This is a genomic window from Kitasatospora sp. NPDC057512 (assembly GCF_042802135.1).
Taxonomy (GTDB): domain Bacteria; phylum Actinomycetota; class Actinomycetes; order Streptomycetales; family Streptomycetaceae; genus Kitasatospora.
The window spans coordinates 1-20,867 of record NZ_JBHVET010000008.1; the positions used below are offsets into that span (position 1 = coordinate 1).

The following is a 20,867-nucleotide window of genomic DNA, read 5'->3' on the forward strand; positions in this document are numbered from 1 at the left end:
GCCGCACACCGGCCCGGCCGGTGGCGGGGCCGGCGAGCCGCCGTCCCGTGAGCCGCCGTCCCGTGCGCTGGCGCCCCGACCACAGGCCCGCCGCTGAACGACTCGGTGCCCCCGGCAGGGCGGCGCGTGGTGGCTTCCAGGGGGCGCGCGGGGTGGTGCGGGCTTCCGTCCGCTGGCCGCGGGTCGCAGCGGCGGCCGCGGGGCGGGCGGCGGGGGACAATGGCGGGGTGATCAGTAGCCCCGTTCTCGACCCGACCCGCCTCGCCAAGTTCCGCGAGGCGCTGCTCGCCGCCTCGTTCACCGCCGACGGCTGCCTGGACCTGCTCGGGCCCACCGGCTATTCGGCGTTGGCCCGCAGCGAGGCGGTCCCGGCGCTGCGGGCGACCCGCGGTGGCAGTCCGCTGGAGACGCTGGTGCGGCTGTTCCTGCTGCAGCAGCCGGTCCCGTACCGGGCGGCCGCCGCCGCGCTGCCGGTGGAGGACTGCCTGGCGGACGGCTGGCTGCGCCCCGACGGCGATCTGGTGCGTGCCACCGTCGACGTCCGGCCGTACGCCAACGAGGTGGCCGGAATGCCCAGTTCGGACGCCTGGGTGGTCTCCGACCTGGGCTGCGCGGTGGGCGGCGCGGGCGGCATCGGCTCCGGTGAGACCGCGCACGGGGTGGCCCGCAAGGACCTGGTGCTGGGCGTCGGCGGCGCCTCCACCACGCTGGCCAACATCACCGTGCGCCGCCCCGTCGGGGCCGCGCTGGACCTCGGTTCGGGCTCCGGCGTGCAGGCGCTGCACGCGGCCCGGCACGCCGGGACCGTGACCGCCACCGACCTCAACCCGCGCGCGCTGCGCTTCACCGAGCTGACGCTGGCGCTGTCCGGTTTCGACAGCACCGAGGTGTCCGCCGGAAGCCTCTTCGAGCCGGTCGGGGAGCGGAAGTTCGACCTGATCGTCTCCAACCCGCCGTTCGTGATCTCTCCGGGCGGTCGGTTCACCTACCGCGACGGCGGCATGGCCGGCGACGACCTGTGCCGCGGCCTGGTCCGCTCGGCCGCCGACCACCTGGAGCCCGGCGGTTACTGCCAGCTGCTCGCCAACTGGCAGCACGTCAAGGGCGAGGACTGGCACGAGCGGCTGGCCGGCTGGGTCGCGGGCACCGGGCTGGACGCCTGGGTCGTCCAGCGCGAGGTCCAGGACGTGGCCCAGTACGCCGAGTTGTGGCTGCGTGACGGCGGCGACCACCGCGGCCCCGGCGGCGACTACCAGGCCCGGTACGGCGAGTGGCTGGACGCCTTCGAGGCGGGCCGGGTCGAGGGCATCGGCATGGGCTGGATCACCCTGCGGGCGAGCGGCGCCGAGCGTCCGACCGTCCGGGTGGAGGAGTGGCCGCACCCCGTGGAGCAGCCGCTCGGCCCGCACATCGAGGCCTGGTTCGACCGGCAGGACTTCCTCCGCTCGCACGACGACGCGGGCCTGCTCGCGGCCCGTTACGTGCTGGCCGACGAGGTGGTCCAGGAGCAGGTCGGCGCGCCCGGCGCGGAGGACCCGGAGCACGTGATCCTGCGTCACAACCGCGGCATGCGGCGGGCCACCAAGGTGGACACCGTGGGCGCCGGCTTCGTCGGGGTCTGCGACGGGACGCTGTCGGCGGGCGAGATCGTGGACGCTATCGCGCGGCTGCTCGGCGAGGACCGGGTGGTCCTGCGGGACCGGGTGCCGGAGTCGCTGCGCCTGCTGACCGAGCAGGGGTTCATCGACCCGGTCCGCTGAGACCGGAGCCGCCGAGGCCTGCGCCGTCGAGGCCTGCCCCGTCGAGACCGGAGCTGCCGAGGCCTGCCCCGTCGAGACCGGGGCCCGAGGCCGGAGCCCGAGACCGGAGCCGCCGGGGCGGGCCCCGACGTGACGTGGCCGGTTCACCGGTCCGTACCCCCTGGTTCGTCCGACCGCCGCCGGGCGGCTGTCTCCCGTTGGTCCTCCGCTGTGAGGCTCTGTCCACAGGCTGTGGACAGAGCTGGGGAGCCGGGGGCCAGAGGTGGACACGACGACGGCGATGGTGGGCGGGTCGGTGCTCGCCCTCTTCGGTGGCGTGCTGCTGCTCTGGTGCGCCGCCGAAGTGGGCCTGCGCCTGCGGGTGCGCCGCCGGGGGGCGCCGGCGGTGGCCACCGTGGTGGCCGAGGACGACGTGCACGGCCGGCTGGACAGCGCGCCGCTGCTGTCCTTCTCGGTGCCGCCCTCGGTGGGCGGCTCCGGCGCGTGCGGGATCGCGGGGCTCGTGATCGCCCGCCCGCGCGGGCACACCCCGCTGCGCCGTCCGGACCGTTTCGCGCCAGGCGCCTCGGTGCGGATCTGTTACGACCCGCAGCGCCCGAGCCGGGTGGTGCTGGCGGCCGGGGAGGTCGGCCGGGCGGCCGTCGTCGACCTGCTGTGGAGCGTCCTGGGCGTGGGGTGTCTGGCGGCGGGCGCCGGGCTCCTGGCCGCGGTCGGCGGCTGAGCCCCCGCACCCCGCGAGGGTTCCGGGAGAGAGCCGCGACAGATCCGAGGGCGAGCACCCAGGGCGGATTCACGCCATCCCGCGCCCACCTGTCGATTTTCCGTTGACAGATCTTGAAATCCGTCATTCCATCCTCCGGAACCTGCCGAAGGCCCCCCTCCACGGGGCGCGAACCTCCGTCATCGGGTTACCGTTCGAGTGGCGTCGGTGAGGCCGGCAAGTGAAAAAGCGGGATCCGTCCGTTTGACAAGGGTGGCCGGGGTACGGTCACACTCCGCTGGTGGGGGTGTCGTGCCGCGGCAGCCCCGGGACGGTGGAGGGGTCGGGCGGAGCGCAGCCCGTGCGGCCGGCGCCGACCAGCCACATAAGGACCGGGAGAGAAGAGCGAAGGTGTCCCCGAGCAGCGAGACCGCGCACGGACAGCGACTCGTCATTGTCGAGTCGCCGGCCAAGGCGAAGACGATCAAGGGCTACCTGGGCCCCGGCTACATCGTCGAGGCGAGCGTCGGGCACATCCGCGACCTCCCCAGCACCGCGGCCGAGGTGCCGGACAAGTACACCGGCGAGGTGCGCCGGCTCGGGGTGGACGTCGACCACGACTTCGCGCCCATCTACGTGGTCAACGCGGACAAGAAGTCCCAGGTCAGCAAGTTGAAGTCGCTGCTCGCGGAGTCCGACGAGCTCTTCCTCGCCACCGATGAGGACCGCGAGGGCGAGGCCATCGCGTGGCACCTCCAGCAGGTGCTCAAGCCCAAGGTGCCGGTGCACCGCATGGTGTTCCACGAGATCACCAAGTCGGCGATCCAGGAGGCCGTGGCCAACCCGCGCGAGCTCAACCAGCGCCTGGTCGACGCCCAGGAGACCCGCCGCATCCTCGACCGCCTGTACGGCTTCGAGGTCTCGCCGGTGCTGTGGAAGAAGGTCATGCCGAAGCTGTCGGCGGGCCGCGTGCAGTCCGTCGCGACCCGTCTGGTGGTCGAGCGCGAGCGCGAGCGGATGGCCTTCCGCACCGCGTCGTACTGGGACCTGGTCGGCACCTTCGGCACCGGCCGCACCCCGGCCGACGCCGCCAACCCGGAGACCTTCGGCGCCCGGCTGGCCGCCGTCGACGGCAAGCGGATCGCCAGCGGCCGCGACTTCGGCCAGGACGGCCGGCTGAAGGCCGCCAGCGCGAACACCCTGCACCTGGACGAGCAGGCGGTCCGTCAGCTGGCCGCCGCCCTGGAGCAGACGGCGTTCGCCGTCCGCAGCGTCGAGTCCAAGCCCTACCGCCGCTCGCCGTACGCGCCGTTCCGCACCACCACGCTCCAGCAGGAGGCCAGCCGCAAGCTGGGCTTCGGCGCCAAGCGGACCATGCAGGTGGCCCAGAAGCTGTACGAGAACGGCTTCATCACCTATATGCGTACCGACTCCACCACGCTGTCGGACACTGCGGTCTCGGCCGCCCGGGCGCAGGTCACCCAGCTGTACGGTGCCGACTACCTGCCGGACGCCCCGCGCACCTACGCCAGCAAGGTCAAGAACGCGCAGGAGGCGCACGAGGCCGTCCGCCCGTCCGGCGACCGCTTCCGCACCCCCGCCGAGACCGGCCTGACCGGTGACGACTTCAGGCTCTACGAGCTGATCTGGATGCGCACCGTCGCCTCCCAGATGAAGGACGCGGTCGGCCAGTCCGTCACCGTCCGCGTCGGCGGCACCTCCGCCGACGGCCGGGACGTCGAGTTCTCCGCCTCCGGCAAGATCATCACCTTCCACGGCTTCCTCAAGGCCTACGTCGAGGGCGCCGACGACCCGAACGCCGAGCTCGACGACCGCGAGCGCCGGCTGCCGCAGGTCGCCCAGGGCGACCCGCTGGCCGCCGAGCGGATCACCCCGGAGGGCCACGCCACCAAGCCGCCGGCCCGCTACACCGAGGCCTCGCTGGTCAAGGAGCTGGAGGACCGGGAGATCGGCCGCCCCTCCACCTACGCGTCGATCATCGACACGATCATCCAGCGCCGGTACGTCTTCAAGAAGGGGACGGCGCTCGTCCCGTCCTTCCTCTCCTTCGCCGTGGTCAACCTGCTGGAGAAGCACTTCGGCCGGCTGGTCGACTACGACTTCACCGCCAAGATGGAGGACGACCTCGACCGGATCGCCGCCGGTGAGGCGAAGTCCGTGCCGTGGCTGAAGCGCTTCTACTTCGGCGAGGGCGAGGGCCACGCCGCGGGCGGCGCCGCCGAGGCCGGCAACGGCGACGGCGACCACCTGGGCGGCCTGAAGGAACTGGTCACCGACCTCGGCGCGATCGACGCCCGGGAGATCAGCTCGTTCAGGGTCAGCGACGACATCACCCTGCGGGTCGGCCGCTACGGCCCGTACGTCGAGCGCGCCTCGACGGTCGAGGGCGAGCCCGGCCAGCGCGCCGACATCCCGGACGAGCTGCCGCCGGACGAGCTCACCGTCGAGCTGGCCGAGGAGCTGCTGGCCAAGCCCAGCGGCGACTTCGAGCTCGGCGCGGACCCGGTCAGCGGCAACATGCTGGTCGCCAAGGACGGCCGCTACGGCCCGTACGTGACCGAGATCCTGCCCGAGGGCACGCCGAAGACCGGCAAGAACGCGGTCAAGCCGCGCACCGCCTCGCTGTTCAAGACGATGTCGCTGGACACCGTCACGCTGGAGGACGCGCTGCGGCTGCTCTCGCTGCCGCGGGTGGTCGGCACCGACGCCGAGGGCGCGGAGATCACCGCGCAGAACGGCCGCTACGGCCCGTACCTCAAGCGCGGCACCGACTCCCGCTCGCTCACCAGCGAGGACCAGCTCTTCACGATCACCCTCGACGAGGCGCTGGCGATCTACGCCCAGCCCAAGCAGCGCGGCCGGGCCGCCGCCGCGCCGCCGCTCAAGGAGCTGGGCAACGACCCGGTCAGCGAGCGCCCGGTGGTGGTCAAGGACGGCCGCTTCGGCCCGTACGTGACCGACGGCGAGACCAACGCCACGCTCCGCAAGGACGACGACGTCGAGACCATCACGCCGGAGCGCGGGTACGAGCTGCTCGCCGAGAAGCGGGCGCGGGGACCGGTGAAGAAGGCGGCGAAGAAGGCCCCGGCGAAGAAGGCCGCGGCCAAGAAGACGACCACCGCCAAGACCGCGGCGACCAAGACCGCGGCCGCGAAGAAGACCGCGGCGAAGAAGACCGCGGCGAAGAAGACCACCACCACCAAGACGGCGGCGGCGAAGAAGACGGCGGCCAAGAAGACCACCGCGAGCAAGACGGCGGTCGGCAAGGCCACGGCCGCCGACGAGGGCTGATCCCAGGTCACGGCAGCCGGGCCCGTGCCCCCGATCCCGGGGGTGCGGGCCCGAGGTCCGTCGGGTCCGTGCGGGCTACGTCACAACCCGGTGATGAGCGCGATCCGGAAGCCCGTTCGCAGCGTTCCGGCCAGGCCCCGCCCGCTACGCTGACCGTATGACGAGCGAGGAGCAGCCCACCCCCAGCGCCGCCCCGGCCGCCAGAGCCCGGGCGTTCGACCTGCCCGAGGTCGCGCCCGCCGGGAGCCCGGCGGACCGGGCCCGGGCCCTGCTGCGGACACGTGCCTACCGGCGCCTGTGGACCACCCAGCTGATCGGCGGCACCGCCGACCGGCTCGGTCTGCTGGTGCTGCTCGCGCTCACCGTGATCGCCGCCGCCCAGGGCGGACAGTTCGGCAGCCTGCCGCGCAGCCTCGCCTTCGCCCTCGCCGCGGTCCTCGCCGTCCGGGTGCTGGCCACCGGACTGGTCGGCGTCGCGCTGCTCGGCCCGGTGCACCGGCTGGTCACCGGCAAGCTGGACCGGCGCTGGACGCTGTTCGGCGCCGACGTGCTGCGCGCCCTGCTGATCGGCCTCGCGCCCTGGTGGAGCGTCTGGCTGGGCTCCGCCGCCAAGCCCTCCGGGGCCGCCGTCTACGTCCTGCTCGCCACCGTGTTCGTGACCGGTGCCGCCGAGCGGGTCTGGGGGATCGCCAAGTCCGCCGCCGTCCCGGGCCTGCTGCCGCCGGCCAACCCGCACCTGCCGGTCGCCGAGCAGCGCCCGGCCGCGGCCAACCTGGACAGCGTCCGGAGCATCGACCGCTTCACCGGCTGGGTGACCGTGCCGCTCGGCGCCGTCGGCCTGGTGGCCTTCACCCTGCTCAACAACATCGGCGCGGCCGTCGGCTCCGACTGGCTCCGCGCCCACCAGCTCACCTTCGCGGCGCTCGGCGCGGCCGGGCTGTTCGCCGCCTCGGCGGTCCGCGGCTACCTCCAGCAGCTGCCCGGCGGCCCGGTGACCGCCGCCCCGGTCTCCCCGTTCCAGGGCCTGCGCGCCCCGACCGACGCGACCCCCGGCCCCGCGCTCGGCAAGGGCCGCACCGGCAGCGCCCCGTACTTCACCTTCGCCGTCGCGGCCGGCTACGCCTCGATGGCGGGCGTCGCCGCGCTCGCGCTGCTGACCGCCGCCGAGCACCGCGCCGGGCCGATCGGCTACGGCCTGCTGGTGCTCGCCGCCGCCGGGACGCCCGCCCTGGGCACCCGGCTCACCCGGGCCACGCTGCCCTCGCTGTCCCGCCGCCGGCTGCTCGCGCTGGCGCTGCTCACCCAGGGCGTCGCGCTGATCCTGGCCGGCCTGGTGCTCGACTTCGTACTGGTCCTGCTGCTCACCGTGCTGGCCGGCCTGGCCGCCGGGATCGTGGTCTCGGCCGGGCGCACCCTGCTCGCCCAGGAGGTCGAGGAGGCCCGGCTGCCGAAGGTCACCGAGCACCTGTTCGCGGTGCTCCGGGCCGTGGTCGCCGCCGCGCTGGTCGTCGTCCCGCTGATCGCCGCCGCCTACGGGGACGTCGAGTACGGCACCGTCGAGCCCGGCTCCTTCACCTTCATCCACGGCGGCGCGGCCCTGGCCGTCGCCACCTCCGGGCTGCTCACCCTGGTGCTCGCCGCGGTCGTGCTGCTGCGCACCGACGACCGGCGCGGCACCGCGCCGTTCGTCCGGGACCTGGTGGACTCGGTGCGCGGCGCGGGCGGCCCGGTGCCGCACCGGGGCGCGGGCACCGGCTTCTTCATCGCCCTGGAGGGCGGCGACGGCGCCGGCAAGTCCACCCAGGCCCAGGCGCTCGCCGAGTGGATCCGCGGCAAGGGGCACGAGGTCGTGCTCACCCGCGAGCCCGGCGGCAGCCCGGTCGGCCAGCGGCTGCGCGGCCTCGTCCTGGACGTCGGCAACACCGGCCTGTCGCACCGCGCCGAGGCGCTGATCTACGCCGCCGACCGCGCCGAGCACGTCGAGAACGTCATCCGGCCGGCCCTCGCCCGCGGCGCCGTGGTCATCACCGACCGGTACATGGACTCCTCCATCGCCTACCAGGGCGCCGGGCGCGACCTGGCCGCGACCGAGGTCTCCCGGATCTCCCGCTGGGCCACCGGCGGGCTGCTGCCCGACCTGACCGTCGTCCTGGACGTCGACCCGACCAGGGCCCGCGAGCGCTTCACCGAGGCGCTGGACCGGCTGGAGTCCGAGCCCACCGAGTTCCACCAGCGGGTCCGGGCCGGCTTCCTCTCCCTCGCCGCCGCCGACCCGGCGCGCTACCTGGTCGTGGACGGCAGCCAGGCCCCCGACTTCGTCACCACCGCCATCCGGCACCGGCTCGACCGCGAGCTGCCGCTCTCCGAGCAGGAGAAGGCCGCCCGCGCCGAGCAGGAGCGGCTGGCCAAGGAGGAGGCCGAGCGCCGCGCCGCCGAGGAGGCCCGGAAGAAGGCCGAGGAGGAGGCCGCCGAGCGCAAGCGGCAGGAGGTGCTGGCGCAGCTGCGGGCCGAGCAGGCGGAGCAGGAGCGGCTGGCCAAGGAGGAGGCCGAACGGGCCGCCGCCGAGGCCCGGCGCAAGGCCGAGGAGGAGGCGCGCCGACGGGCCGCGGAGGAGGCCGAGCGCCGTGCCGCGGAGGAGGCCAGGCTCCGCGCGGCCGAGGAGGCCCGGTTGGCCGCGGAGGCCGTCGAGCGCAAGCGGCTCGCCGACGAGGCGGCCGCCCAGGCCGAGCTCCAGCGGCAGCGCGAGCTCGCCCGCGAGGAGCAGCGCCGCCGGGCGGAGGAGGCGCTCCAGCGGGCCGAGGAGGCGCGGCTGGCGCAGGCCGCCGCGCTCGCGGCTGCGGCCGCTGCGGCGGAGTCGGCGGAGGGGCGGGCCGAGGGGCGGCCGGGGGCGGGCTCTGGCTCGGGCTCCGGCTCGGCGGAGGCGACTACGGAGCTGCGAGCGGTCCGGGACATCCCGGAGGGCGCTCCGCGGGACGCGGCTCAGGCTTCGTCGCAGGTGTCGGCTTCGGCGTCGTCGGCTCAGACCTCGTCGGCTCAGGTCTCGTCGGGCGGGCTCGGGGACGAGGCGACGCGCGAGCTGTCGCCGCGGGACCGGCAGGCGGCCGTCCGGGCGGCCGAAGCCGCCGAGGCTCGCAAGGCCGCCGAGGCCCGTCGGGCCGTCGGCGGGACCGCCGGTGCGGTCGACGAGACCGCCAGGCTGCCGGTGGTACCGGCCTCGGCGGTGGACGAGACGGCCGTGCTGCCGAAGGTCCCGGCGGAGGCCGACCGGACCGAGGTGCTGCCGCGGATTGAGCCCGGGCGCGCCGACGGCCGTACCGAGGGTCGTACCGAGGGCCGGGCGGCGCAGGCGCCGGGGCGCGCGGAGCCGGTCGACAGCACCCGCGAGCTGCCGGTGGTCGGCGCGGAGCCGGCCGCCGAGCGGCCGCGGCCGGAGTGGGCCGAGGAGACGCCGATGGACGACCTGCCGAGCCTCACCGACACCCTGCTCGGCTCGCACGACGAGTGGGCGCGCTGGGAGCACGGCGGCCCGGGCCAGGGCGGTTCGTACGCCGGCCCGCAGAGCGCCGCCCAGGGCGGTGCGGAGCGGCCCGAGGGCCGTGGGAACGCCCAGGGCGAGGGCGACGGCAAGGGCAAGGGCCGTCGCTGGGGCCGTCGGGGCTGACCGGACACGCGGGCGCGGCGCCGTCGGGGCGGGTCCCCGGCGGCGCCGCCGCGTTCCGTCGGGTGTCGGTCCGTCGTGCGCGGGACCGGCCTTCCCGTCCGCCGTGCCCTCCGCCGCGCCCTTCGCCGTCCCCCGGACGGAGCAGTGGGTGTCGGAGCGGAGACGTATGCTCGACGGCGGGGAAGAGGCGCCGATGGCGCTGCCGTACGGAGCTTGGGAGCAGCAGTGGCCGTCTGGGACGACCTGGTGGGCCAGGACCGGGTGGTCGAGCAGCTGACCGCCGCCGCCCGGGCGGCCGGGGCGACGATCGAGGCTGGTCGCGGGGCCGCCCCGGTCGAGGGTGTGAACGCCTCCCTGATGACGCACGCCTGGCTGTTCACCGGCCCGCCCGGCGCCGGGCAGGTCACCGCCGCGCGCGCCTTCGCCGCCGCCCTCCAGTGCACCAGCCCGGACCTCGCGCTCGGCGGCACGCCCGGCTGCGGGTTCTGCGACGGCTGCCACACCGTGCTGGCCGGCAGCCACGCCGACGTCAAGTACGTCCGGACCGACGGCCTCTCCATCGGCGTCGGCGACATGCGCGACCTGGTCATGCGCGCCTCCAGCTACCCGACCGGCGGCCGCTGGTCGGTGATCCTGGTGGACGCCGCCCACCGCCTCACCGAGGCCGCCGCGAACGCGCTGCTCAAGGGCGTGGAGGAGCCCTCCCCGCGCACCGTCTGGCTGCTCTGCGCCCCCTCCGTCCAGGACGTGCTGCCGACCATCCGGTCGCGCTGCCGCCTGCTGGTGCTGCGCACCCCCGCGGCCGAGGCGGTCGCCGACACCCTGGTCCGCCGCGACGGCGTCGACCCGGAGACGGCCCGGCTCGCCGCGCTCGCCGGTCAGGGCGACATCGAGCGCTCGCGCCGCCTCGCCGTCGACGAGCAGGCCCGGACGCGCCGGACGGAGGTGCTGCGCATCCCGCTGGAGGTCGGCGACATCGGCGGCTGCCTGACCGCCGCCCAGCGCCTGGTCGACACCGCCAAGGCCGATGCCGAGGCGCTCGCCGAGACCCAGGACGCCAAGGAGACCGACGACCTCAAGGCCGCCTACGGCGCCTCCGAGGGCAGCAAGGCGCCGCGCGGCATGGCCGGCGCGGTCAAGGAGCTGGAGAAGCGGCAGAAGAGCCGGGCCACCCGCACCCGCCGGGAGACCCTGGGCGTCGCCCTGCTCGACCTGCTCGGCTTCTACCGGGACGTGCTCGCCATCCAGCTCGGCTCCACCGGCGCGCTCGCCAACGAGGACCAGCGGCAGGCGCTGAACCGGGTGGCCCAGGCCGGGCCCGCGGAGGGCACGCTGCGCCGGATCGAGGCGGTGCTGGCCTGCCGCCGGGCGCTGGACCGCAACGTGGACCCACTGCTCGCGGTCGAGGCGATGACGGTGGCGCTGCGCGCGGGCTGAGGGCCGGGCTCTTTCTCCCGACTGCTCCGGCAGGTGGTACCGGTACGCCTCCCGGGGCGATACGCCGTCCCACCTTCGAGTGAACGAGCGACACTCGCCGGGCACACCGTCGTGTGACGGTCCGCCCGTTGTGCACGCTGGGGGCCGACTGCGCCCGCTGCCGGGGCGGTCGCCTCCCGTACGCGCCGGTTCCGGTTCGGCGCGGCCCCCTCCAGAGGTGGTGCGTCCCGTGGTTCGTTCGCTCCTCGTCATTCCCCTGCTGGCCGCCGCCCTCGGCGGGATCTGGCTGGCCCGGGGCGCCCGACAGCGCTGGCGCGACCTGCGCGCCGCCGAGACCTACGAGCTGGCCGGCGACCGCCTGCCGATGCTGGTGCGGGCGGCCGGGGCGATGGTCTGCGGGGTGTGCGTCACCGCCCTGACGGTGCTCACCACGCTCGGCGCGTTCGGCGGCCTCGGCCGGGACGTCCAGGAGCCGGACCGGGCGGAGCCGGTGGTGGACGCGGGGAGCGCGGGCTCGGGGGCGGGGTCGGGCGCCGGGAGCGGTGCGGGGACGGTGGCCCGGCCGCAGCAGGCGGCGCCGCCGGTGGCCGCCGAGTCGGCCGCTGCTGCTGCCGGTGCTGTTGCCGGCGCCGGTGCCGCTCCGGTCGCCCCTGCCGCCGTCGGAGCTGCCGGAGCGGCCGGACCCGCCGTGGCTCCCGCCGTGGCCAGCCGCTTCGACAGCGTCGGCCACCCCGGTGGCGGCGAGCTGCTCCAGTCCGCCGTGCTCGGCCCCGACGGCCACCCCCGCAACGTCCGGGTCTGGCTCCCGCCGCAGTACGCCAAGGAGCCGAACACCCACTTCCCGGTCGTCGTGATGCACGCGGCCGCGCCCCAGAAGACCGCCGACGCCGAGGTCCCGGACGTCTTCGAGGGCATCGGGTCGGCCCTCCAGACCGGCAGGACCCGCCCGTTCATCCTGGTCGCCCCCGAGGCGCCGAACGGCACCGCGCACCCCTGCGAGCTGGTCGCCGCCGCCCCGGCCGCCGTCGCCGACGACGCGACGCTGCGCACCACCATCGCGGCCTCCTTCCGCACCCTGCCGCCCGGCCCGGCCTCCTGGGGTGCCCTCGGCGTCGACGGCGGCGCGCCCTGCGCGGCCGCGGCCGGACTGTCCCGGCCCGACCTGTACGGCGCGGCCGCGGCGGTCTCCGGCCGCTACGACGCCACCGCGCTCACCCAGACCGGCGCCGAGGCCCCGGCCGGCAGCTCCGCCAGGCTGCTGCTGGCCGCCGCCAAGGCGGACTCCGCCGGGCTGGAGGCGGCCCGCAAGCTCCAGTCCGCGCTGAAGGCCGGCCCCGGAGCGGCGGCCAAGGCCGACGTGCGGATCTCGGACAACGTGCAGGACTTCACCCCCGACCGGGAGCGGCTGCGGCTGGTCCGGCAGGCGGCGCAGTTCCTGGCCGAGGCGCTGGCCAAGCCGTCCTGAGCGCCCGTCCGGCGGCGCTACGCTGCCCGGTACCCCGGGGAGGGGTGCCGGGCAGCGGCGTTTCCTCCGGGGTGCTCCACCAGTTGTTCCACGGGTTGTTCCACGTGCTGGTCGATTGCGGAGTGGTGGCGGATGAGGGCCTTCGGGCGGGCGCCGGTACGGGCGTGGGCACGGACGCGGACGCGGGCGCAGGCACGGACGCGGGCGCAGGCACGGACGCGGGCACTGGCTGCGGCGTTGGTCGTCGCCGGGCTGCTGGCGGGCGGGTGCGGCGCCGATCCGTCCGCGGCGCCGGGGGCGTCCCCCTCGGACCCGGCCGGCTCCGGCGGGCCCTCCGCCCCGGCGGCCGCGGCGGCGTCCGGGGCAGCCGGGGCGTCCGGGGCCACCCCGTTGGAGCCGCTGCCCGCCGCCGTCCCGGCCGCGCTCGCGCCGTACTACGCGCAACGCCTGGCCTGGCAGCCCTGCGACAGCGGGTTCGAGTGCACCACGTTCCGGGTGCCGCTGGACTACGACCACCCGGGGGACGGCGACCTCACCCTGGCGGCCGCCCGCGCGGCGGCGGAAGCCTCCTCCTCCCCTCCCGCCTCCCCGGGCGCGCGGATCGGCTCCCTGCTGCTCAACCCGGGCGGGCCCGGCGGCTCGGCCGTCGAGTACCTGGAGGCCGCCGCCCGGACGTACGACCACGGGGTGCGCGCCCGGTACGACCTGGTCGGCCTGGACCCGCGCGGGGTGGGCCGCAGCAGCCCCGTCAGCTGCCTGAGCGGCGACCGGATGGACGCCTACACCGCCGTCGACCTGACCCCTGGCGACCAGCACGGGATCGACGCGCTGATCGCGGCCGACAAGGAGTTCGCCGAGGGCTGCCGCAAGCAGGCCGGGGCGGCGCTCGGCCACCTCGGCACCGTCGAGGGCGCCCGCGACATGGACGTGCTGCGCGCCCTGCTCGGCGACGAGAAGCTGAACTACGTCGGCAAGTCCTACGGCACCTTCCTCGGCGCCACCTACGCCGGGCTGTTCCCGAGCCGGGTCGGACGGTTGGTGCTGGACGGCGCGATGGACCCGGCGCTCGACTCCGTCACCGGCAACCGCACCCAGGCGGGCGGCTTCGAGACCGCCTGGGCCGCCTTCGCCCGGGACTGCGCCACGCACGAGGACTGCCCGCTCGGCCGCACCGAGCAGCAGGTCGGCGAGCAGCTCACCGCCCTGCTGGAGGGCGTCCGCGCCGCCGCGCTGCCCACCACCGAGGGCGGCCGCCGGCTCACCGGGTCCCAGGCGACCACCGGCGTCATCCAGGCCATGTACGCCGACTTCCTCTGGCCGAAGCTGCGCGCCGCGCTCGCCGACGCCAAGGCGGGCGACGGCACCGCTCTGCTGAAGCTCTCCGACGACTACTACGGGCGCGAGGCGGACGGCTCCTACCCCAACCTGATGTTCGCCAACACCGCGGTGAACTGCCTCGACCTGCCCGCCCCGTTCCGCGGGCCGGAGGACGTCCAGCGGGCCGTGCCGGAGTTCGAGCGGGTCTCGCCGCACTTCGGCCGCGACATGGCCTGGATGGCCCTGACCTGCGCGTACTGGCCGGTCCGGGCCACCGGTACGGCGCACACCATCCGGGCCGCCGGCGCCGCCCCGATCGTCGTCATCGGTACCACCCGCGACCCGGCCACCCCGTACGCCTGGGCCCGGTCGCTGGCCGACCAGCTGGAGTCCGGCCGCCTGCTCACCTTCGACGGCGACGGCCACACCGCGTACGGCCGGCACAGCACCTGCGTGGACGGAGCGGTGAACCGCTTCCTGCTGACCGGGGAGGCCCCGGAACAGGGCAAGCGCTGCGACCGGTAGGGCGCGCCCGGAGCCGGGAGACCGACAGGTGGTTCTCACTTCAACCGATTACCGGTACGACGTTACGATGAGCGTCCCCTGCCACCCTCCCCTGCACCGGAGCTCATCGTGCTCGGAGTCAACGACCTGGCGACGTACGTCCTCGGCGCCCTCGTCATCATCCTGCTGCCCGGCCCCAACTCCCTGTACGTGCTGTCCGTCGCGGCCCGCAAGGGCATCCGCACCGGCTACCGGGCCGCGGCCGGCGTCTTCATCGGCGACCTCACCCTGATCAGCCTCACCTCCCTGGGCGCGGCCTCCCTGCTCAAGGCCAACCCGGCCGTCTTCGCCGTGGTCAAGTTCGGCGGCGCCGCCTACCTGCTCTGGATCGGCTACGGCATGCTCCGCGCCGCCCGCCAACTCTGGCGCGACCACCGCGCCGCGGCCGACCCCACCGCCGAACCGGCCCCCGAATCCACCGAGAACCCCTTCCGCCGCGCCCTGGTGATCAGCCTCCTCAACCCGAAGGCCATCCTCTTCCTGCTCTCCTTCTTCACCCAGTTCGTCGACCCCGCCTACGGACAGCCCGCCCTCTCCTTCGCCCTCCTCGGCGGCATCCTCCAGACCTTCAGCTTCCTCTACCTCTCCCTCCTCATCTTCGCGGGCACCACCCTCGCCACCGCCTTCCGCCGCCGCAAGCGCCTCTCCGCCACCCTCACCAGCGGCGTCGCCGTCCTCTTCGCCGGCTTCGCCGCCAAACTCGCCGTCTCCTCCGCCTGACCGCCGCCCCCGGATACCGGGTACGGATCACCCGCGAACCTGTGTAGACTGGCCCGCGTTGCCGCCACACACGGCAGCGGTGCCGCCTTAGCTCAGTTGGCCAGAGCAACGCACTCGTAATGCGTAGGTCGCGGGTTCGAATCCCGCAGGCGGCTCAGTGAAGGCCCAGGTCATCTAGCCCATGACCTGGGCCTTTTGCCGTTTCTTGGCGTGTGAGCAGGCGTCAGCGGTGCGCTACAAGATCGCTTGCGTGAGCGATGCGTGAGCGCGGGTGTTGATCTTGGTTTAGCGCTTGGTCTTCTTGGCCTTGGACTTCGCCTTCTTGGCGGCCTTCCGCTTGGCCTTCTCGGTTTCGGCTGCGGCCTTGGCGCGAGCCTCGGCTTCGGACTTCCGCTGGAGGGGGACGAGCTTCGCGGCGGCCTCGGCGGCGTCCTTGGCGATCTCAGGCAGGGCGCTCGTGTAGATGTCCGAGGTGATCTTGATGGAAGAGTGGCTCAACCGGGCCGCCGAGTTCGCCGCCCTCGCCCAGGCCGAAGTACAGGAGTCTCGCGCCGTCGTCGCCTTCACTCACCAGACCGCCGCGGTGGCGCTCTGAGCCCTGCTCGAAGCCTGCACCCTGCCAGAGATCCTCGCCGAGGAGCGGAAGGGCAAGATGCCCAACGCTGCGATCCTCCAGTACGAACTGCGAGACGGCCGGTTCACCCGGACGGGAACGACCACCCCGCTGATCTAGGAGGAGCCCGTGCGACACCTGTTCCTCAACGGGCCCGTCCAGAACGGGCCCTTCACCTTCGCCACCCGCCCCGGTAAGGCCGTCGGCATCCGCCTCGCCGCCGCGCTCAACGCCATCCTCGGGTTACCGCCCGCACCCCACCTGTGGAACACCGTCACCCTCGCCGGAGACCTCCGCCACCGCCAGGCCGACGGCCCGAAGATCCCCCGCCAGCGGTTCGAGGCCGACCTGATAGCCGACAAGTACCCGCCCGGACAGTCCCCGGTGGGCGGCATCATGACCGACACCGACGCCGAGGTCGCCGGCCTCGCCCTGGAGATGATCGAGAACAACCTCCGCGCCGGCACCCTCACCATCAGCCGCGAGACCGTCCCCACCTGCCGGGCCTGCGGCCACATGACTGGCACCGGCGGCCACCCATGCAACGCCTGCGGCAGCACCGATACACGAGAGCGCACCGGCCTGCACCTCGTCGCCGAACTCACGAGGGACCGCCCCGTCCTCGACCGCTCGGACATCCATGCCAGCCACCGCCAGCAGCCCAAGCACCTGCAGAACACCGCCGGCAACGTCGCCAGGCGCCTGATCCTCTCCCGAATCCGAGACCACGGCATCGACCTTTCGCCCCTCGGCCTGAGCGACCTCGTCCTCGACCCGCGCGTCGGCATCCACGCCACTGTCCTTGCGGCCGCTCGAAGGCACCAGGCAGAGGTGGCCGTCATGACCATCACCCAGAACGCGGCCAACCACATCGCCGCCCACGGCCAACACTTCCGCGAACACGACGGCACCCGCCTCCAGTACGCCCTCCACGGCCATCTCCCGTATGACGGCATCGCTGACCTCCAAGTGGTGTATGAGGCTTACAAGACGAGCGCCGGGACGAGGGTGGCTTTCGAAACGTGGTTCCTCCCTCTTGTTTGCCTGAAGGAGAAGACTGCGACGCGACCGCAGCAACTCCCCGCGCTCTTCAAGCACTACATGCGGGCACGCACGGTCCAGCCTGCTGAGGCCGACGAATCCATCATTAGTGTGATACGCCATGCTGTTGCGAGCGGTAACACGGGCTGGATCATGAATAAGCCCGACCTGGCCAATATGATAGTTGCCACATGGAATGCATTGGGCCTCGACCATACGCCAGGGAACTGACCCGGCCCGGTTTGGGCGTTGAGCTGTAGGAACGGGTCACGGCGTACGGGCACGACTGCGGCAGCGGCGCTCGCCAGCGCCGAGGCACACACCGAGCAGTGGGACCGGCCAGGCTGCCCGGCGTGCGCCGCCGGACAACCCCGCCCCTTGAGTACGCGTCACCGCGCGGTCACAGACTGTGGCAATGGGGCCGCGGGAGGAGCGCTTGCGGGATGATGGGTCCCGGTGTCGTGAGTGCGATGCGGTGAGACGGCAGTGACGATCAGAGCGCGCAAGAACCAGCAGGCCGGTGGCCCTGGGACTGCACGACTCAGACGATGAGAAGGAGACCCGGGTGGCACGGCTGACCCTGCCCCAGTTGGAACGGCACCTGTTCGCGGCGGCGGACATCCTGCGGGGCAAGATGGATGCGGCGCAGTACCAGGAATACATCTTCGGCATGCTGTTCCTGAAGCGCGCTTCCGACCAGTTCGACGTCGTCCGCGCCCAGGTCATCGAGCAGCGGCTCCGTGCCGGCGATTCCCAGAACCGGGCGGAGATGGTCGCTGAGGCGAAGGGGTACTACCCCAGCAACCAGTTCTTCGTGCCCGAGCGTGCCAGGTGGTCCTACATCGCGGACCGTGCACGCGAGGCGAACCCTGGGGACCTCCTTAACAAGGCGCTCGGTGAGCTGGAAGATCACAACCCGCTCGCCCTCGGCGGCGTACTGGATCACATCGACTTCACACGCAAGGTGGGCAACTCACCGCTCAGCGCCACTGCGGTGCGGGACCTGATCGACCACTTTGGCCGCTACCAGCTTCGCAACGAAGACTTCGAGTTCCCCGATCTGCTGGGCCACGCCTACGAGTACCTCATCGGCGAGTTCGCCGATGAGGGCGGCAAGAAGGGCGGACAGTTCTACACACCCCGTTCCGTGATCCGTATGATGGTCCGCCTCGTGGAGCCTCAGGAGCGGCACTCGGTCTATGACCCGTGCTGCGGCTCTGGCGGCATGCTCATCCTCGCAAAGGACTACGTGGAAGAGCATGGTCAGGATGCTTCGACGCTTGCCGTGTATGGGCAGGAGGAGAACGGGAGCGCCTGGGCAATGGCTCGGATGAACATGCTCCTCCATGGCATGACTGGCGAGGGTATCGCTCACGGCGACACCCTCGCTGACCCTAAACACGAGGACACGCAGGGTGAACTTCTTCGCTTCGATCGTATCCTCACTAATCCGCCTTTCGCGCAGAACTACAAGCGCAAGGGAATGCCACACCCTGAGCGCATGGCATATGGCTGGGCGCCGGAGTCGGGAAAAAAGGCTGACCTGATGTTCATCCAGCACGTGCTGACCGTGCTGGAGCCGGATGGCATCGGTGCCTCCGTGATGCCGCACGGCGTGCTTTTCCGGGGGAACGAGGAAGCCAAGATCCGAAAGCAGATGATTGAGGATTACCGCCTGGAAGCGGTGATCGGCGTTGGCCCGAACATCTTCTATGGAACGGGAATCCCTGCGTGCATCCTAGTGTTGCGCGGATCCGATGGCTTGCCGGAGGATAAGCGAGACGGCGTGTTGTTTATCAATGCCGACCGAGAGTTTTCGGCCGGACGAGCCCAGAACACCGTTGACCCCCAGCATGACGAGAAGATCGTCACCGCCTTTCGGGAGCGGAAGGATATCGACGGTTTCGCGCGCGTTGTCTCCTTTGAGGAATTGAAGGAGAACGACTACAATCTCAACATCCGCCGATACGTAGACAACGCTCCACCGCCTGAACCGCAGGATGTACGTGCCCATCTGCACGGGGGTGTGCCGAAGGCGGAGGTCGCGGCCAAGGCCGGGCTGTTCAAGGCATACGGTGTCGATGCGGCGAAGCTCTTCAGGGAGCAGGATGCCGGCTACTACGAATTTCCTGATGCCGGATATGAGGCGACAGCAGCCGACATCCCCGTGCTAGCCGCCCCACGCGAGCGCAAACTTGCGGAGGCATATGGCGAATGGTGGGGCGCGCATGCGAAGCACCTTGTTGCCCTTGGGAGGGAACCTCAGCTCGTCTCGGATAAGAGCGGCGAGCTGATGAAGACGCGTGAGGAACTACTCACGACCTTCGCCAGGGATCTGCTGCCAGTAGGTGTACTCAACCGCTTCCAGCTCGCTGGCATCATCGCTGCTTGGTGGTTTGAGGTCCAGTACGACCTCAAGAGCCTGGTCGGACAAGGATTCCAAGGAGTGATCGAGCGCTGGGTAGCTAACATTGAGTCGGCTTTCGAAGAACCGGAAGACGCGGACGCCAAGACATTGACGCGGCTGCGAGCTGACCAGCGCAAGGCAAGGGGTCATCGGCTGGTGCCGGCCTTGATTCCCGCGTATGTGGAGCAACTGGAGGCCGCGGAGGCGCTGGTCGCCCAGCTCGATGGCCAGATCAAGGCTGGCACGCCAAAGAAGGCGGCCGGGGGTGCCGACGACGAAGGCGACGAGCTGGAGCAGGATCCGGAAGAGGTCCTTAGCGCGGCGGAGCTGCGCAAGCTTAGGGCTAATTTGAAGACTGCCAAGGCAGGAGTGAAGGAACTGCGGGCTGCTTTCGTCGACGAATTGAAGAAGGCGGCCCAGGGGCTGTCGCTGGAGGAGGCCCAGGAGACGGTTCTGAGCTTTCTGGACAGTGATCTGAGGGCAAGGATGGACCGCTTCGTGACAGTGGGCCGCCAGGAACTGGTTGCGGCATACCGAAATTGGGGCGGTAAGTACGCAGTGAAGCTCTCGATTCTGGAGCAGCAGCGTGACGCTGCTGCTGAGGAGCTGGCGGGACTCCTGAAGGAGCTGGGCTATGCGTGAGCAGATGGCGTTCTCAGAAGTGGACGGGTGGACTCGGCGCAGTCTCGGCAGCATTTCCTCTCGAGTCGTCCAGCGAAACGGTGTAAATAATAGAAACGTGTTGACGATCTCGGCCAGGTATGGCCTTGTGAGCCAGGAGCAATTTTTCAACCGGCAGGTGGCAAGTGTAGATCTCTCGCAGTACTTCCTGCTCGGGCGAGGCGATTTCGCCTACAATAAGAGTTATTCTGTCGGTTATCCGGCTGGAGTTGTGCGGCGACTCGATCTCTATGACGCTGGAGTTGTGTCGCCTCTTTACATCTGCTTCCGGGTGGATCCCGAATTTGCCGACCCGGCCTTCGTGTCGCACTATTTCGAGTCGGGAATTTTGAACGATGCGATCTTGAGTATCGCAAAGGAAGGGGTTCGAAATCACGGCCTTCTCAATGTGAAGGTTGGGGACTTCTTCTCGCTGGACTTGCATCTCCCGGAGGTGGATGAGCAGCGCGATATTGCGGAGATTCTCGACTCGGTCGATCGTCGAATTTTGAACGCCCAGAGCGTGCTGGTGAAGCATCGGTCTGCTGCGGCTGAATTGGCATCGGATGTGCTATCTCAGGTGGCGCATCGCGATATTCCTCTGCGCGAATGTGTGCGACCTGATGTGCCGATCGGTTACGGCATTGTGCAGGCGGGCCCTCATGTCGAGGATGGGGTTCCATATATCAGGACCGGAGATATGGCCGGTGACCAGATCGACCCTAGCTTGCTGTTGCGGACAACACCCGAAATCTCGGAGTCATATGCCCGCACTCGAGTCGTTGCTGGTGATCTGGTAGTGACGATTAGGGCAACCGTTGGCAAGGTCCTTCCGATTCCTTCGGAGCTTGAAGGTGTGAATCTCACGCGCGGGACTGCACGGGTGGCACCGTCGAACGGCTTGGCGCCAGGTTATCTTCTGTGGGCACTGCGTAGCAGGAAAGCTCAGGCTCAGTTTGCTTCAGCAGTGAAGGGGACAACTTTTTCGGAGATTACACTTGATCAATTGCGCGACCTCCTCGTGCCTGTCCCTGATCAGCGGATTCATCAAGAGGAGATTGTTCGATTGATGGACGCGTCGACGAGACGATCGGCCGCTGAGCAAGCGGTGATTCTCAAGCTTCAGGCCCTCAAGAGGGCGCTCATGGACGACCTCCTCACCGGCCGCGTACGGGTGCCTGTCAGTGCCAAGCGGTAGCCTCGATTGATC

General features: G+C 71.7%; 12 protein-coding genes and 1 tRNA gene. 12 read left to right on the forward strand and 1 reads right to left on the reverse strand.

The window, feature by feature from the left end; translation table 11 throughout:
* Positions 1-227: 227 nt before the first annotated feature.
* The 9 genes from ACFU6K_RS01355 to ACFU6K_RS01395 all read left to right on the forward strand — a co-directional run bounded on the left by ACFU6K_RS01355 (position 228) and on the right by ACFU6K_RS01395 (position 15,091).
* A complete protein-coding gene (locus ACFU6K_RS01355) occupies positions 228-1,760 on the forward strand; it encodes a methyltransferase (protein WP_380660209.1) in 1,533 nt (510 codons plus the stop codon).
* A gap of 262 nt (positions 1,761-2,022) precedes the next feature.
* Positions 2,023-2,481: a DUF3592 domain-containing protein gene (locus ACFU6K_RS01360; RefSeq protein ID WP_380660210.1), complete on the forward strand. Its 459-nt coding sequence runs from the start codon at positions 2,023-2,025 to the stop codon at positions 2,479-2,481.
* A 390-nt stretch (positions 2,482-2,871) separates the two neighbouring features.
* Entirely contained in the window at positions 2,872-5,772 is a 2,901-nt protein-coding gene (gene topA, locus ACFU6K_RS01365; protein WP_380660211.1) for a type I DNA topoisomerase, read from the forward strand.
* Between the two features lie 157 nt (positions 5,773-5,929).
* Positions 5,930-9,433, forward strand: a complete 3,504-nt coding sequence (gene tmk / locus ACFU6K_RS01370; protein ID WP_380660212.1) for a dTMP kinase — start codon at positions 5,930-5,932, stop codon at positions 9,431-9,433.
* Positions 9,434-9,658: 225 nt separating this feature from the next.
* Positions 9,659-10,870 carry a DNA polymerase III subunit delta' gene (locus tag ACFU6K_RS01375; RefSeq protein WP_380660230.1) on the forward strand — a complete coding sequence of 404 codons (1,212 nt, stop codon included), beginning with the start codon at positions 9,659-9,661 and terminating at the stop codon, positions 10,868-10,870.
* Positions 10,871-11,099: 229 nt separating this feature from the next.
* A complete protein-coding gene (locus ACFU6K_RS01380; RefSeq protein ID WP_380660213.1) occupies positions 11,100-12,335 on the forward strand; it encodes a hypothetical protein in 1,236 nt (411 codons plus the stop codon).
* A gap of 132 nt (positions 12,336-12,467) precedes the next feature.
* Positions 12,468-14,177: an alpha/beta hydrolase gene (locus tag ACFU6K_RS01385; protein ID WP_380660215.1), complete on the forward strand. Its 1,710-nt coding sequence runs from the start codon at positions 12,468-12,470 to the stop codon at positions 14,175-14,177.
* A 108-nt stretch (positions 14,178-14,285) separates the two neighbouring features.
* Entirely contained in the window at positions 14,286-14,936 is a 651-nt protein-coding gene (leuE, locus tag ACFU6K_RS01390) for a leucine efflux protein LeuE (protein ID WP_380660216.1), read from the forward strand.
* Positions 14,937-15,017: 81 nt separating this feature from the next.
* Positions 15,018-15,091, forward strand: a tRNA-Thr gene (locus ACFU6K_RS01395).
* 130 nt (positions 15,092-15,221) lie between these two features.
* Here the strand turns inward: ACFU6K_RS01395 and ACFU6K_RS01400 are convergent.
* A complete protein-coding gene (locus ACFU6K_RS01400) occupies positions 15,222-15,434 on the reverse strand; it encodes a hypothetical protein (RefSeq protein ID WP_380660217.1) in 213 nt (70 codons plus the stop codon).
* A 244-nt stretch (positions 15,435-15,678) separates the two neighbouring features.
* On the opposite strand from ACFU6K_RS01400, the gene ACFU6K_RS01405 reads away from it, so the two are divergent.
* From ACFU6K_RS01405 to ACFU6K_RS01415, 3 genes are all read left to right on the forward strand, one after another.
* The gene (locus ACFU6K_RS01405) at positions 15,679-16,821 is read left to right on the forward strand and encodes a hypothetical protein (protein WP_380660218.1); all 1,143 of its coding nucleotides are present in this window, start codon (positions 15,679-15,681) and stop codon (positions 16,819-16,821) included.
* Positions 16,822-17,155: 334 nt separating this feature from the next.
* Positions 17,156-19,639 carry an N-6 DNA methylase gene (locus ACFU6K_RS01410; RefSeq protein ID WP_380660219.1) on the forward strand — a complete coding sequence of 828 codons (2,484 nt, stop codon included), beginning with the start codon at positions 17,156-17,158 and terminating at the stop codon, positions 19,637-19,639.
* Positions 19,632-20,855, forward strand: a complete 1,224-nt coding sequence (locus ACFU6K_RS01415) for a restriction endonuclease subunit S (RefSeq protein WP_380660220.1) — start codon at positions 19,632-19,634, stop codon at positions 20,853-20,855. Before ACFU6K_RS01410 ends, ACFU6K_RS01415 begins: the two co-directional genes overlap by 8 nt.
* Positions 20,856-20,867 lie beyond the last annotated feature (12 nt).